Genomic DNA, 14,205 nt, shown 5'->3' with positions numbered 1-14,205 from the left:
CTCCCATTAGAGCGAGTACCGAACCCGACAACTCTCGGATTCCAGCTGGTCACCCTACCGTTGACGCAGCGATGTTTCAGTCTGAATGACTCACCGGTGCCATCGGAATGGCTCAATCGCGCACCCCGCGCGGGTTCCCTTGCTATTCAGTGACGTACGCGGGTGTGGTGGCCATGGCCGCGCCGACGATTCCGGCGTCGTTGCGGAGAGTAGCGGGAACGATCGTCGCCCGGATGCCCTCGAGCAGGGGAACGAACTTGTCGGCCTTCTTGCTGACGCCGCCGCCGATGATGATCAGCTCCGGCGATAGCAGCGCTTCCATGTACTGCAGGTAGTCCTGGACTCGGCCGGCCCATTTGCCCCAGCTCAGGTCGTGCAGTTCGCGCGCCTGGTCGGATACGCGCGTCTCGGCGTCGTGGCCATGGAGGTGGATGTGCCCGAACTCGGTGTTGGCCACCAGTTTTCCGTCGGTGAACAGGGCGCTGCCGATTCCGGTGCCGAAGGTCAGCATAAGCACGGTCCCGGTGATGCCCTTCCCCGCGCCGAATGCCATCTCGGCGATGCCCGCCGCATCCGCGTCGTTGAGCACCCGAACCGGCTGCCCGACCGCCCGGCCCAGCAGCTCCCGCGCGTTCATCCCCACCCACGCGGCATCGAGGTTCGCCGCGGTGCGAGTTTCACCGCCGACGACCACACCGGGAAAGGTCACCCCGATCGGCCCCGACCACTCGAAGGCCGCAACCAGCTCCCGAACCACCCCCGCCACCGCATCCGGCCGCGCCGGATGCGGTGTTTCGATCCGCTGCCGTTCGGCCAGCAGTGTCCCGACCGCCACATCGACGGGAGCCGCCTTGATGCCCGTGCCGCCGATATCGATTCCAAGCGCGTGCATCCCGTCAGATTAACCGCCCGACCGCCAGCGCCCCTCCTGTCCTAGCCGATGGCGGCGGCCGTGTCGGCGCGGGTGGCCTCGCGCTCGAGCAGGCGGGCTCGCTGTTCCTCGAAGCGGGCGACATCGCGGGCCAATTTCTCGAGGTAGGCGTCGAGTTCCTCGCGACTGTTCTCGCCGCGAGCCGTGAAGTCGGTGCGGCCGAACACATTCCAGAACCTCAGCACCGGCATCAACACCTCGTCGAGATGTTGACGCAGATCGTAGATTCCGTGCTTGACCATCAGCACGCCGTTGCGTCGCCAGTTCGGCATGCCATGACCGGGCATCGCGAAATTCTTGACGATCTTGGTTACCGATTCCATGGCCTGATCCGGGGCGAGATCGTATGCGGCGCCGGTGATATTGCGGTAGAAGATCATGTGCAGGTTCTCGTCCGTGGCAATGCGGGCGAGCATGCGATCGGCGATCGGATCGTCGCAGACCCGTCCGGTGCTGCGATGGCTGACGCGGGTCGCGAGCTCCTGGAACGTCACATAGGCGACCTGATCGAGCACGCCGCCGAACCCCTGCGGCGCGTGCACACCCCGGGTCATGTGCACCATGCGGTCGTTTTCCAAGGCGACCGGGTCGACACCGCGGGTGACCACGAGATAGTCGCGCATGGCGATGGCGTGGCGGTTCTCCTCGGCGGTCCAGCGCCCCACCCACGTGCCCCACGCGCCGTCCTGGGAGAAGTTCTCGGCGATCGTGCGGTGATAGGACGGCAGGTTGTCCTCGGTGAGCAGGTTGGTGATCATCGCGACCTTGGCCACCTCGGACAGCCGCGACTGCTCGGGTGACCAGTCGATACCGCCCATCGCCTCGAAATTGCGGCCCTCGTCCCAAGGCACGTAGTCGTGTGGGTTCCAATCCTTGACCGTGGCCAGGTGTCGGTCGAGGTTGTCACCGACAACCGGCTCCAATTCCGACAACAGCTGTAATTGAGTCAAATCGCTTGCCATAAACGCCCTTCGGATGTCGTCGAGCAGAATCGATGGATGCGAAAGAAGACCGAACGAACGGTGTGACGGGCACAACCGTAGACCACGAGACCGTTCCTGTTCGGCAGATGCACCGCGTGCGGCGCGCCCACGGAGACCGAGGGGCGTAAAAGTCACCCTGGGGGTTAATGCGGTGGACATGAACGGTGACGATGAGATCGAGTTGGAGAACGAACCGCCTCCGACGGCCGAGCAGCTCGACGAGGATGCGCTGGACGCGGATCCCCTGGAGGAGGGTGCGGACGCGCCGGACGAGTGGGAGCCGGTCGGGGAAACCGGATATGGCGATGATCTCGATGATGAATCGGTCGCTCGCTATCTCGCGGCGGAGGAACCCGACGTCGAGCCGTGAGGGTTCGGGAGCCCGTGGGCGGGTACGGCGAGGGGACGATGAAAGGAGTTGGTATGTCGGCAGAACTCGAGGGTGTGCGCGTCCTGATCCTCACCTCCAATACCGGAGTCGAGCACGATGAACTCCTGGTTCCGCGCGATCAGCTGCGGGCGCGCGGCGCGCTGGTCACGCATGCGGCGCCGGAGAAGGACGGGGTGCACACCTTTCGCCATGACCTGGAGCCCGCCGAGATCGTGCGGCCCGATGCCGCCCTCGACGACGTGCACCCCGATGATTACGATCTGCTGGTCCTTCCCGGCGGTACCGTCAATGCCGACAAACTCCGAATCGACGACAGCGCAAGGCAACTCGCCCGATCGCTCACCGCCGCGGGGATTCCGGTCGCGGCGATCTGCCACGGTCCCTGGCTGCTGATCGACGCCGCGGTGGTCACCGGCAAGACCCTCACCTCCTACCCGTCCCTGCGCACCGATCTGCTCAATGCGGGAGCCTCCTGGCTGGACGCGCCGGTCGTGCACGACGATCAGCAGGGCTGGACGCTGATCACCTCGCGCACCCCCGCCGACCTGCCCGATTTCATTGCCGCCATCACCGATCACATGACCGCGCAGCCCTGAATCACCTCTCCCCGGGACGCGGCACGGGAGTTATTCTGAGAGGGCGACTTTGGCGCACTTCGACGAATCCCGTTGCGAAGCATGCGCGCTCCTCGATCTTTCATCCGTGGGTCTGTGAGAAGGGTTGTGCGCTATGAATATTCTCCTTGTCGATTCCGACAAACAGCATGAAACACACGAACCGGCCACGGCGGCGGTGATGGATGCCATTCAGCATGCCGGGCAGGAGCGCGGGGTGCAGGTCACCATTCACGCGGCCGGATTGGGAGAGTTGCACGGTCATGTCGATTCCGAGGTGGATGGCATTCTGCTCGCGCCCCAGGTCAGGCATCTGATGAGCACGGTCACGACCTCGGCGGACACCCGCACGCCGGTCGCTCGCATTACCGCTCGGGACTATTCGTCGGCGGATGGGCGGGCAATTCTCTCGACGGTGTTCGCACTGGTCGATCACCACTAGAAAAGGAGCCGGTCACAGCTCAATTGTCCGGATTGTCGGGACCTGTGGACCGAGTGCGCGGTACCGTGCCTGAGGATATTTCCGGATCGTTCAGGTGCTGCAATCTCGCCACAGGGAGAAGGCTCATGAGCAGATCATTCGAGGCTTTCGGCATGTCTATCGTGGCCGCCATCGCGGTCGCCACCTGCGGGACCGGCGTCGCGGCCGCGGAAGCGGGACCGGACGGCCACTACTACGGCTCGATGGCCGGGGAGATCATCGGCGACCAGGTGGCCGCCATGTGGGGCGTCAACTACCCCAACTGGGGTGAGGCCGACGCGGCGGCCCTCTCGTTCTGCGAAACCGACCACTGCCAGGTGCTGGCGCGTTTCGTCGACGGCTGCGGCTCCATCGCCATCAAGAACGAGACGCTCATGGGCGGCGTCGGCCGCACCCAGGGCGATGCGGAGGGCGCGGCCATGGGCGCGTTCGGGCCGCCGGACCTGGTCTCGATGAGCGCCGGGCAGCCGGGTCCGCAGGTCGTGCATTCGGAGTGCACCGCGAACTCGGGATAGCGGTCAGCGCATTCGGGTGAAGGTGGCGTAGTGGTCCCCGGTGTACCAGGCCGAACCGTCGTCACCGGTGACGATGCGTTCGGCGTCCCGGGATTGGCCGGGGACCTTGCAGTTCACGTCCCATTCCAAATAGTTGACGCCGCCGGGCAATTGGCCGTCACGATTGCGCCAGACGGTGCCGCCGTGGGTGCCCGGGCAATCCGACGGCGGCCACTTGCCCTGATCGATCAACTCCAGGGTGGTCCAGGCCCGCTGCGGGACCGACCCGGCCACCAGTTGCACCTGGGTGACCGCCCCGGGAGCCGGGTGCTGTTCGACCGGCGCACCCGACAGGAACAGGGCGGCCGCCGCCAGCAGCGTCACCCCGACGGCAATCGTGTTGTGCCACACACGCTTCAGCGTCGACATGCTTCGAGCACACACGGCCGTTCTGAACCGGGCGTCACCACGAGCTTGCCCGCGAGTAAATTCCCGCCCACCGCGACCACTCGGCCGCGGTGGTCAGGCGTCGTATCCGGTTGCCGCGCTGCGGACCTGATCGACATAGACGCCCGAGTGATTGTAGGCCAGGATGGCCTGACGCCAGCCGCGCGCGGTGGCCAGGTCGCCGCCCGCGGCGCACAGGTACCGCGCGGCGGCCAGAGCCGCATCGTCGATATTGTCCGGGCTCCCCGAAAGCGCGGTGGTGGCAGCGGGTTTGGCGTTCTCGAGAGCGTCGGCCAGAACGGTGTAGTCGGCGTCCGCCCGAATTCCCCAGCGTTTCCAGGTGTCCGGAATGAACTGGAACGGCCCCATGGCCCGGGCGTACACCGTGTGGCCGGTGCTCGCGCTCGCTCCCGGATCGACGATCACCCCGTTTCCGCCCGTGCCATTGAGCGCCACACCCCGGATGGCGGGCCGCACCGACCCGTCGGCGGCGATGGTCGCGCCGCCGAATCGCGCGTGATTGCTTTCCACGCGGGCGATTCCGGCCAGGGTGGTCCAGCCGAGATGGCAGTTCGGCTGCGCCTTGGCCATGACCACGGTCGCGTAGCCGTAGGCCTGTAGGGCGCGCAGCGGTATACCGTATTTGACGGACCGGACCTGGGACCAATCGCGCAGTTGGTCGAGCTTGTGCTCGACGGCGTCGAGCCGGATGGCGGGGACGGGCCCGCCGGTGCCGGGCGGTGCGGGAACGGGGGTGCGGTCGATGGTTCCACAGCCCGCCAACGAAACCGATACCGCCGCAATCGAAGTCGCCAGTGCCAGGCGAGCGTCTATCCGCACGGCTTGACCACCGGGGTGGTAGCGGGCGGTGTTGTCACCGGCGGCGTTGTCACCGGCGGCTTGGCGGTCGTCGGCTTCGGCTGCGTCGTGGGTTTGGCCGTCGTCGGGGGCTTCGGCGTGGTGGCCTGCGGTGACGCGGGTTTCGGGGGCGCGGGCTTCGGCGTGGTCGTGGTCGTCACCGGCTGCTGCGGGGCGCTGGCGGGGAAGCCCATCGGTTCGGGCTTGGACAGCGGCTTGTTCGCCGGTGCGACAGGCGTGCTGCAGTGCGGCGTCGTGACCGGCGTGGTCGTCTTCGGCACGGTTGTCACCGGGGCGGGGGTGACGGTGGTGGTGACGACCGGCGTCGTGGTGGACGGCGGGGTGGTTGTCGGAGTCGTCGTGACCGGCGTAGTCGTGATCACCGGGGTCGTTGTGGTGACCGGTGGCACCGTCGTGGTGGTGGGACTCGTGGTCACCGTGGTGTCCGTCGTGCTCGGCGTGACGGTCACCGTAATCGTGTTCGCGGCAGCCGGATCCGTCGTGGTCGTGACCGGCGGTGTATCCGACGTGGTTGCCACACTGTAGGAATCGGTCGGCATCGCCAGATTCGCGCTGGCGTTCATGCTGATCGACACGCTCGGAGTGCTCGGCGTGGAGGTATCGGTCGTGGTGGTGACCGGAGTATCCGTGGTCGTCACCGGAGTGTCGGTGGTCGTCACCGGCGTATCGGTCGCGGTCGCGTCGGTCGATCCGCCCGAGCCGTCGTCGGTCGCTTGATTAGCGCCGTCACCGGCGGTATCTCCGGGCACCGGCACGTCGCTCGGCGTCTCCGACACATCGGCGAGCTCGCTCACCTGCGTGGTCGAATCCAGTTGCGTCGTGGTGTCTTCGGTGGTCGAGGAGGATGCTTTGACATTGCCCACCTTGTCGTCGCCCCGGGATTCCACGGCGACCACGGCCGCGACCGTGAGCGTCAGCAGTGCGGTGACCGCCATGGCTCTCGGTAGGTGCTTGCCCAGGTTCAGGCGGGGCTTTTCGATGAATGGGGTCTCGGTCGAGGCATTGCGGCCGAGTTCGTTCGGGTTCGACGGTTCCACCAGATAGTGCTTTCTCTTCGCTGTGAGGTGCCCAGGCGCGCTGCGGCTAGCCGCTGACGCTCGCCGCGCCGGTCTCGAGGTGTCCGGTAAACCGTTGTGACCAGGACGAATCCGAGCTGACCGTGACGGTGAAGTCGTACCAGCCGTTGTTGTAGGCGACGGCGTTGAAGTAGTCGCTGACGGTCTTGCCCGCCGCCACCGCGTACGTCCAGGGCCCGTCGGTGCGGTACTGGTTGGCCTTGATGGTGAAGGTGACCGTGGCGGTGCCCGAGTTCGTCATGGCGAACCAGATGGCGAGCTTGCCGGTATTGGGTGCGTTCGAGTACGAGGTCGAGACACCGACGGTCTTGCCCGCGGTGGTCACAGTGCCCAGGAAGCGGCGCAGGAATCGGTTGGGGCCCACCACGGTCAGGTCGTATGCGCCATTGCCATAGCCGGTGCCGACCTCCCAGAAGTCGCTGGCGGTGCCCCCTGCGCCGATCGTGTACTGCCACGGCCCGCCACTGCGGTTGGCGTTCACGTAGGCAGAGAAGTGTACCGAACGCGTCGCTGCCGCACCGACATTGGCGAAATTGATCCAGGCGCGGGCCTCGCCGTTGGCGCCGAAGGTGTAGTGGTCGAGGTAGGCGTTGGGCTGATACGGCAGCGCACGCGCGGGCCGGGTGCCGGATTCGGGCGCGGGCAACGCGTTCGATGTCGGCTTCGGAGTGGTTTGGGCCGAGCAGGTGGCCGGTCCGATCACCGCGCTGGTGTCGGGCAGGGTCGGCAGCCCGTTGACCGGGGACGCGAAGTTGAACATACCGGTGAGGTCGCCGCATACCTGACGCCGCCAGGCGCTGATATTGGGGCAGACGGCCTTCTTGCCGAGCGCGGCGGTCCAGGTTTCCAGGAACCGCAGCACCGAAGTGTGGTCCGACACTTCCGAACTCACCCAGCCGCCGCGCGTCCACGGCGAGATGATGATCAGCGGCACCCGGAAGCCCAGGCCGATGGGGACGCCATTGATGAATTCGTCGGCGGTCCCGGCGGGCGGCACCGGCGGCGGCACGTGGTCGAACAGTCCGTCGTTCTCGTCGTAGTTGAGGATCAGGACCGTCGAGTTGAAGACGTTCGGATCGGCGTTGAGCGCGGTGATCACATTGTGGATGAAGTGCGCGCCGTCGTTCGGCGGGGCGTCGGGGTGTTCGGAGGAGCCTTGATCCGGCACGATCCACGACACCTGGGGTAGCTTGCCGCCGACCACATCCGACTTCAGCGCGGCCACAATGTCATCGGGCGTCTTGCCGGTGGTCGCGGGCACCGAGCCCATGCCGTTGACCGCCAGCGGACTGCCGGGCGCGGCGGTGGTGAACTGGGTGAAGTAGGCGAGGGCGTTGTCGCCGTAGTTGTCGGCGGCGTTCTGGTACACCTTCCAGCTCACGCCCGCGGTCTGCAGCGCCTCGGCGTAGGTCTGCCAGCGCAGTCCCGACTCGTCGCCGCCGTCATTGGCCGGTCCGCCCGCCGTCCCGGCCGGGTCGATCATGCCGCTCCAGTGGTAGGTGCGGTTGGGGCCGGTGGCGCTGAGCACCGAGCAGTGATAGGCGTCGTTGATGGTCCAGTTATCGGCCAGCGCATAGTGAAACGGAATATCGGCGCGTCCCAGATAGCCCATGGTGCGCACGCTGCCCTTGGCCGACACCCAGGCGTCGAGATGCCCGTTGTTCCAGGCCCCGTGCTGATCGGCCCAGGCGTGCGGGAGATCGCCGTCGCATTGGGCGGCGGTCTGGGCGGCCGAACCGCCCTTGCCGCTCAGTGCCCAAGGGTATTGCCGCCCGGTGCCATTGGGCTGATTGAAGACGCTGTTGCCGCCGGGCAGCAGGATCGTGGCCTTGTCACCGAAGCCGCGCACGCCCTCGAGAGTGCCGAAATAATGGTCGAACGAACGGTTTTCCTGCATGAGGATCACGACGTGTTTGACGTCCGCGATCGTGCCGGTGGCGGCACTCGCGACCGTGGGTGGCAGCGAGCCCGAGGCGACCACACCGGCCGCCGCCGCAGCGGATGCGCCGAGAAAGCTGCGGCGATTCAAAGGTGACAACACGTACTCCCGTTCCAGCGAAGATCGCCAAAACGGTGGCATCGCATCGTGTCCGACTTCCGGCCCGACCCTGACGCGAAGGTAAAGAATGTACTGCTACAGATGAATGCGGCGTGAATCAACCGCTCGACCGGGTAAGCCGCGGCTACTTCGACAGTGCCGCGCGAATGCGTTGGAAGATCTCGTCGATCTTACCGGTGCCGTCGATCGTGGACACGATGCCGCGCTGCCGGTAGCGGGCGACGATCGGCGCGATGTTGGTGCGGTACAACGATAGTCGCGCCCGGACCACCTCGGGGTCGTCGTCCGGGCGGTGCTCGATGGCGAATCGGGCGGCGCAGCGTTCGAGGATGACCTCGTCGGCCACGTCCAGTTCGATCACTCGATCCAGGGGGCGGCCGGTCAGCAGTTCATCGAGCGCTTCGGCCTGGGAGAGCGTGCGCGGGTAGCCGTCCAGAATGAAACCCGGTGCCGCGTCGGGCCGTGCCAGGCGTTCGTCGAGCAGCTTCAGCACGAGGCCGTCGGGCACGAGCCCGCCGGATTCGACCATGGGTGCGGCCTCGCGGCCCAGGGCGGTGCCCTCCCGCACGGCCGCCCGCAGCAGTTCACCGGTCGAGATGTGCGGGATGCCGAGTTCGTCCTTCAGCAGCTTCGCCTGGGTGCCCTTGCCCGAACCGTTGGGTCCCAGGATCACCAAACGCATAGGGGCACCTGCCATTTCATCGCTCTCCCAGGGTAGTGGTCAGGATCGGTCGAGGCCCATCGAGGCGAGGATGTCGGCGGGGCGGTCGACGAACAGGAGATGCCCGGCTCCCGGCACAATATGCAGGCGGCCGTGCGGGAGCGCGGCGGCGAGGCGGTGGGCGTCGTCGGCGGGGACATTGCCGTCGGCGTCGCCGTGCCAAACCTGCACGGGCACGGTTACATCGGTGAGGGCGAAGCCCCACTCGCGGGTGAAGACCAGGCGGATGTCGGTGGCGAAACCGCGACTGCCCTGTTCGAAACTGCGGCGCAGGTTCTCCTCGAGTTTGGCGGTCAGTTCGGCATCGCCCTCGACGCGTTCGCGGTCCACGGTCGCCATCTGGGCGACCAGTCCGGCCACGCCCCGCTGTCTGCGGATCACCATCGACATTTCCATGGCCATCGGGTGCACCAGAAACGGTATGCGCCGCAAGACATTCAGTCCGCGTCGTCGTTTCCGGGCGACCGGGTCGAGCTCGGCGGCATCGGCCTGCTCACCGACCGGTGCGGGCGCGGACACCACCGCGACACCCGTCACCCGCTGCGGCAATCGCGCCGCGATGGCGAGCGCGTACGGCCCGCCACCGCTGACCCCGATGACACCGAATCGGTCCAATCCGAGCCGATCGGCAAGCTCGACAACGGTATCGACCCAATCGGCCACCCGCTCCCCCGCCGGTAGCGACGATTCGGCCATTCCCGGCCGATCCACCGCCACCACCCGCACCCCGGCGGCGGCACCGGCTTCGTCGAAAGCCTCACCCTCCAAATGTGTTCCGGGTACGCCGTGGCAATACAGCACCGGCGTTCCGTCTTCCGCACCATACTCGGCGTAACTCACCCGGCAGTGCGGCAAAGCAATCGTTCGCGACGCGGCAGCACTCACTCGCACCAGCGTAGGCGAAACCTGCCCCCAACAGGTCAAACAACGTTGTTCCACACCGAATCGAATCAGCGCTGCACGAGCTCGGTGCGAGCCCGGATCGCCTTCACCGCGCGGACGGTGAGCACGAACGGAATCGCCAAGCCGACCAGGCGGACGGGCAGACCGACCGCGATGCCGAGGTCGGCGATCCGCACCATGCCCAGTGCGACCGCCAGCCCGGCGAAGGAGATGCCCCAGATTCGGGTGATCGCCTGGTGCGTGCGGCGGAAATCCGCACTGTCCCAAACATTTTGCGGTACCTGTCGCCGCGCCATGCCCATGGTGAACGGCCGACCCACCGCCATGCTGGCGAACGCGATCAGCGCCAGCCAGGCGAAGGACAGGACGTCATTGGCCGCGAGCAGTCCGGAATGCGGTGCCAGGAAGCCGAATACGCTGAGAGCCAGGAGAAACGCGGCGCTGCCGAAGTCGAGAATCATCGCATTCACCGGGGTGCCGCGGCGGCGATTCAGCCCGAGTTGAGCCACCGCGACGAGAAAGCCGAGCAGCGCACCCCAACCCATGGTGTCGCTGGGGAACGGGATGATCACGATCCAGGGCAGGAAGCCGAGGATGAAGCTGTGGATTTTCATGATCCGAAACCTTCGTCGGAGACAGCGCCCGCATTAATGCGTGTGCGCTTGCTATAAGACGGCAGAAGGGTTCCAGCACTAAAGCAAGTGTTCTCGCGTTTGTTGCTAGAATCGCGGTCATGAGCGATATTTCGCCACCTCGACGCCGCCCCGGCGGCCGCAGCGCGCGCGTCGGCGCGGCGGTGCACGAAGCCGTGCGCGCCCTCATCGCCGAACGCGGGCGCGACGGATTCACCGGTCGCGATGTCGCCGAGCGCGCGGGAGTCAACGAGGCGACGATCTACCGGCGCTGGGGCAGCCTGGACAACCTCGTGCTCGACGTGGCGGTGGCGGTGGCCCGGCTCAATCTGGAGCAGCCCCTGCCCGACACCGGTTCGCTGCGCCAGGATCTACGGCTGTGGGCGGCGCGGATGGCGACCGAACTCGCTGCGCCCGAAGGACTCTCGCTGATCCGCGCGGCGGTCGCCGCCCGCGCGGACAGCGCCGCCGGCTCCGACCGTGCCCGGCAGATCACCGATGTCGCCGCGGTCCGCGCCGAGCTGATCCAACAGATGCTCGACCGGGCTCGCGTCCGCGGCGAGCGCACCCCCGACCTGTCGACGGTGCTCGATCGCCTGGTCGCGCCGCTGTATCTGCGCGCGATCTTCGGCTACGGCCGACCCGAACACGATCTCGACGACCTCATCGACAACACGCTTGCCGACTAGAAGCCCCAGTGTCAGCGCGGTGCCATGCGCAGCGCGCCATCCATGCGGATGGTCTCGCCGTTGAGGTAGTCGTGCTCGGTGATGTACTGCGCAAGCTGGGCGTACTCGTCGGGGCGACCGAGACGTGAGGGGAATGGGATTCCGGCCTCGAGACCCTTGCGGACCTCCGGGGTGACATGGGCGAGCATCGGGGTGTCGACGGTTCCCGGAGCGACGGTGTTCACGCGAATGCCGAACTGCGCCAGGTCACGCGCGGCGGGAAGCGTCATCGCCGAGACGCCGCCCTTGGACGCGGAGTAGGCGATCTGCCCGATCTGACCCTCGAAGGCCGCCACCGAAGCGGTGTTGATGATGACGCCGCGCGAACCGTACTCGTCGACCGGATCGGTCTTGGCGATGGCATCGGCGGCCAAGCGCATCACATTGAACGTGCCCAGCAGATTGACCGTCAGGACAATGCGAAACAGCTCCAGATCGTGCGGGCCGTTCTTGGACAGGATGCGTCCCGCCCAGCCCACACCGGCGCAGTTGACGACAATGCGCAGCGGCACACCGGATTCCACGACGGTGGCGACCGCGGCGGCCACCTCGTCACCGCTGGTGACATCGGTCGGGATGAGGGTGACACCGGCGGGGACGCTGTCGCCCGCACGCTCGATCGACTGGGCCAGATCCAGACCGAAGACGGTCGCGCCCGCATCGGCGAAGCGCTTGGCGGTGGCCGCACCCAGGCCGGACGCACCTCCGGTGACAATGGCGGCGGAGCCCGAAATCTCCACGGTGATCGGTCCTCTCGAACGGGGACGGCCCACATGGCTCGTCTCGCGGTACCGCCGGAATTTCTCCGGGCAGCCGATACGAAGCTAGTGAGCCCCCGCGTCGCAGACCATCGGCAAACAGCAAAGATTCCGGTCACCGGGGCTGTGCACAATGACGAGAACCGATCCTCGGATCGTCCGATGTGTCACCGGACGACCCGCGGCGCTAGCTCAACGTCTTCAGCGCCGCGGCGTCATACGCCTTCAGCTCGTCGATGCGTCCGTCGAGCACCTTGGCCGCCCACTCCGGATCCTGGAGCAGGGCGCGGCCGACGGCGACCAGATCGAACTCATCGCGTTCGAGGCGATCGAGGAGGTTGTCCAGGCTGCCGAGGGCAGCGCCCTCACCGCTGAAGGCGCGCAGGAAGTCACCGTCGAGACCGACGGAGCCGACGCTGATGGTCGTTGTGCCGGTGAGCTTCTTGGTCCATCCGGCCAGGTTCAGGTCCGAGCCCTCGAACTCCGGCAGCCAATAACGGCGGGTGGAGGCGTGGAAAGCGTCCACTCCGGCCGCCGCGAGCGGGGCCAGAATCGCCTCCAGCTCCTGCGGCGTCTCGGCCAGGCGCGCGCTGTAGGCCTCCTGCTTCCACTGCGAGTAGCGGAAGATCACCGGGAAATCGGGCGAGACGACCGCCCGGACCGCGGCCACGATCTCGGCCGCGAATCGGGTCCGGGCCACGGAATCGCCACCGTAGGAATCGGTTCGGCGGTTGGTGCGCTCCCAGAGGAACTGGTCGAGCAGATAGCCGTGCGCGCCGTGCAGTTCGACGCCGTCGAAACCGATGCGCTCGGCGGCCGCGGCGGCGTCGGCGAACGCGCCGATGACATCGTCGAGATCGCCGCGGGTCATCGCCTTGCCCCGGCCTTCGGTGCCGTCCACGCGAATGCCCGAGGGGCCGACGGGCGGGGCGTCGGGGAAGGGCGCCTCGCCGGGATTGCGGACCATGCCGATGTGCCACAGCTGCGGCACGATGGTGCCGCCCGCGGCGTGCACGTCCGCGGCGACCTTGGCCCAGCCCGCCAACTGCTCCTCACCGTGGAACCGCGGCACCCGGTCGCTCTGCCCGGCCGACTCGTGGCCGACATAGGTGCCCTCGGTGACGATCAGGCCGACACCCGCGGCCGCGCGACGCGCGTAGTAGGACCGCACATCGTCACCGGGAACGCCGCCGGGAGAGAACATTCGGGTCATCGGAGCCATGACGATGCGGTTCGGGACCGTCAGCCCGTTGACCGTGATCGGCCGTGACAGCAGTCGGGCCGCGCGGGACGTGTCGGAAGCGGTGACGGTCACGGAATGCTCCTCGCAGTTACTTGCCAATGTCGATGGTTGAGAACTTCAAGCAATCCGACGCTAGCCGCAAATACTTGAGATAGTCAAGCATGTGTCGATAGGCTGGCTCTCATGCCAGCAGCTCCCGTCGACACCGCCCGGCTCATGGAGTTGCTCTCGCTCGCGCTCGGCGTCTACTACGGCGACTTCACCCTCGCGGCCGCCAGCGAAAACCTCACCGCGAGCCAAGGCAAGGCCCTGGCCGTCCTGCGCCGCGGCCCCCTGGCCATGCGCGCCCTCGCCGACACCATGGCCTGCGACGCCTCCAACATCACCGGCATCATCAACCGCCTCGAGAAGCGCGGCCTCGTCCGCCGCGAAACCAGCCCCGCCGACCGCCGCGTCACCACCCTGGTCATCACCGCCGAGGGCGAACGGATCACCGACGCGATCCGCGCGAAAATGCGCACCACCCACGAGGGTCTGGACAAGCTCGACAACGACGACCGAGCCGCCCTCGCCACCCTCCTCGAACGAGCCTTCCTCCCCCACCCCGGTAATCAGTAGGGCGCTGAACCATATCGTTCAAAAGCTCCCGTACCGTGTGGTTTGCCCGCTCTGGGCCGCGGGCATTCCGGCGCGAATCGCGCGAGTTCGCCCGCAAATGTGGTGTGTTCGGTGAAATCGCAGTACGGTTTGCTCGATTCGAGATCACCGGATCGAAAAAGCGGACGGGCGATCTCTTGGCGATAACCCCGTCGCGGCAATTGGTTTCGATAAGTAGCGGTTGCCGTGATCGGAAAGGGCATGGGTA

The 14,205-nt window shown here is 66.8% G+C and carries 18 protein-coding genes; 8 read left to right on the top strand and 10 right to left on the bottom strand.

The annotated features are described in order from the left end of the window. Positions 1-142: 142 nt before the first annotated feature. Positions 143-892: a polyphosphate--glucose phosphotransferase gene (gene ppgK / locus VMT65_RS24335; protein WP_326310706.1), complete on the bottom strand. Its 750-nt coding sequence runs from the start codon at positions 890-892 to the stop codon at positions 143-145. Between the two features lie 41 nt (positions 893-933). After that, positions 934-1,893, bottom strand: a complete 960-nt coding sequence (locus VMT65_RS24330) for an acyl-ACP desaturase (RefSeq protein ID WP_326310705.1) — start codon at positions 1,891-1,893, stop codon at positions 934-936. Positions 1,894-2,071: 178 nt separating this feature from the next. On the opposite strand from VMT65_RS24330, the gene VMT65_RS24325 reads away from it, so the two are divergent. The 4 genes from VMT65_RS24325 (at position 2,072) to VMT65_RS24310 (ending at position 3,915) form a co-directional block, all read left to right on the top strand. Continuing rightward, entirely contained in the window at positions 2,072-2,284 is a 213-nt protein-coding gene (locus tag VMT65_RS24325; protein ID WP_326310704.1) for a hypothetical protein, read from the top strand. 53 nt (positions 2,285-2,337) lie between these two features. Next, positions 2,338-2,901, top strand: a complete 564-nt coding sequence (locus VMT65_RS24320; protein ID WP_326310703.1) for a type 1 glutamine amidotransferase domain-containing protein — start codon at positions 2,338-2,340, stop codon at positions 2,899-2,901. 133 nt (positions 2,902-3,034) lie between these two features. Continuing rightward, on the top strand, positions 3,035-3,361 hold the full coding sequence (locus VMT65_RS24315; protein ID WP_326310702.1) for a hypothetical protein: 327 nt from the start codon (positions 3,035-3,037) through the stop codon (positions 3,359-3,361). Between the two features lie 125 nt (positions 3,362-3,486). Then, the gene (locus tag VMT65_RS24310) at positions 3,487-3,915 is read left to right on the top strand and encodes a DUF4189 domain-containing protein (protein ID WP_326310701.1); all 429 of its coding nucleotides are present in this window, start codon (positions 3,487-3,489) and stop codon (positions 3,913-3,915) included. Between the two features lie 3 nt (positions 3,916-3,918). Here VMT65_RS24310 and VMT65_RS24305 read toward each other — a convergent pair whose 3' ends face one another. Then, on the bottom strand, positions 3,919-4,323 hold the full coding sequence (locus tag VMT65_RS24305; RefSeq protein WP_326310700.1) for a ribonuclease domain-containing protein: 405 nt from the start codon (positions 4,321-4,323) through the stop codon (positions 3,919-3,921). Positions 4,324-4,416: 93 nt separating this feature from the next. After that, positions 4,417-5,181 carry a lytic transglycosylase domain-containing protein gene (locus VMT65_RS24300; RefSeq protein ID WP_326310699.1) on the bottom strand — a complete coding sequence of 255 codons (765 nt, stop codon included), beginning with the start codon at positions 5,179-5,181 and terminating at the stop codon, positions 4,417-4,419. Positions 5,182-5,184: 3 nt separating this feature from the next. Here VMT65_RS24300 and VMT65_RS24295 point away from each other — a divergent pair, with 3 nt between their 5' ends. Both VMT65_RS24295 and VMT65_RS24290 read left to right on the top strand, forming a co-directional pair. Continuing rightward, entirely contained in the window at positions 5,185-5,745 is a 561-nt protein-coding gene (locus tag VMT65_RS24295) for a hypothetical protein (RefSeq protein ID WP_326310698.1), read from the top strand. A 36-nt stretch (positions 5,746-5,781) separates the two neighbouring features. Further along, positions 5,782-5,937: a hypothetical protein gene (locus VMT65_RS24290; protein WP_326310697.1), complete on the top strand. Its 156-nt coding sequence runs from the start codon at positions 5,782-5,784 to the stop codon at positions 5,935-5,937. Positions 5,938-6,303: 366 nt separating this feature from the next. On the opposite strand, the gene VMT65_RS24285 is transcribed toward VMT65_RS24290, so the two are convergent. From VMT65_RS24285 to VMT65_RS24270, 4 genes are all read right to left on the bottom strand, one after another. Further along, positions 6,304-8,334 carry a phosphocholine-specific phospholipase C gene (locus VMT65_RS24285; RefSeq protein WP_326310696.1) on the bottom strand — a complete coding sequence of 677 codons (2,031 nt, stop codon included), beginning with the start codon at positions 8,332-8,334 and terminating at the stop codon, positions 6,304-6,306. Between the two features lie 145 nt (positions 8,335-8,479). Next, positions 8,480-9,037 (bottom strand): adenylate kinase, encoded by a 558-nt coding sequence (locus VMT65_RS24280; RefSeq protein WP_326310695.1) that lies wholly within the window; start codon positions 9,035-9,037, stop codon positions 8,480-8,482. A 39-nt stretch (positions 9,038-9,076) separates the two neighbouring features. Continuing rightward, positions 9,077-9,961, bottom strand: coding sequence for an alpha/beta fold hydrolase (locus VMT65_RS24275; RefSeq protein ID WP_326310694.1), 885 nt, complete (start codon positions 9,959-9,961; stop codon positions 9,077-9,079). Between the two features lie 65 nt (positions 9,962-10,026). Beyond that, positions 10,027-10,593: a hypothetical protein gene (locus tag VMT65_RS24270; RefSeq protein WP_326310693.1), complete on the bottom strand. Its 567-nt coding sequence runs from the start codon at positions 10,591-10,593 to the stop codon at positions 10,027-10,029. Between the two features lie 119 nt (positions 10,594-10,712). Here VMT65_RS24270 and VMT65_RS24265 point away from each other — a divergent pair, with 119 nt between their 5' ends. Continuing rightward, positions 10,713-11,300 carry a TetR/AcrR family transcriptional regulator gene (locus tag VMT65_RS24265; RefSeq protein ID WP_326310692.1) on the top strand — a complete coding sequence of 196 codons (588 nt, stop codon included), beginning with the start codon at positions 10,713-10,715 and terminating at the stop codon, positions 11,298-11,300. Positions 11,301-11,311: 11 nt separating this feature from the next. Here the strand turns inward: VMT65_RS24265 and VMT65_RS24260 are convergent, their stop codons facing one another. Together VMT65_RS24260 and VMT65_RS24255 are read right to left on the bottom strand one after the other, a co-directional pair. Beyond that, a complete protein-coding gene (locus VMT65_RS24260) occupies positions 11,312-12,079 on the bottom strand; it encodes an SDR family NAD(P)-dependent oxidoreductase (protein ID WP_326310691.1) in 768 nt (255 codons plus the stop codon). A 205-nt stretch (positions 12,080-12,284) separates the two neighbouring features. Next, positions 12,285-13,412 (bottom strand): NADH:flavin oxidoreductase, encoded by a 1,128-nt coding sequence (locus VMT65_RS24255; protein ID WP_326310690.1) that lies wholly within the window; start codon positions 13,410-13,412, stop codon positions 12,285-12,287. Positions 13,413-13,523: 111 nt separating this feature from the next. Between VMT65_RS24255 and VMT65_RS24250 the strand changes: the two genes are divergently transcribed. Beyond that, positions 13,524-13,958, top strand: coding sequence for a MarR family winged helix-turn-helix transcriptional regulator (locus VMT65_RS24250; RefSeq protein ID WP_326310689.1), 435 nt, complete (start codon positions 13,524-13,526; stop codon positions 13,956-13,958). The last annotated feature ends 247 nt before the right edge of the window (positions 13,959-14,205 follow it).

This window comes from Nocardia sp. CDC153 (genome assembly GCF_035818515.1).
GTDB lineage: Bacteria > Actinomycetota > Actinomycetes > Mycobacteriales > Mycobacteriaceae > Nocardia.
This window is presented reverse-complemented; position numbering and strand designations above follow the sequence as displayed.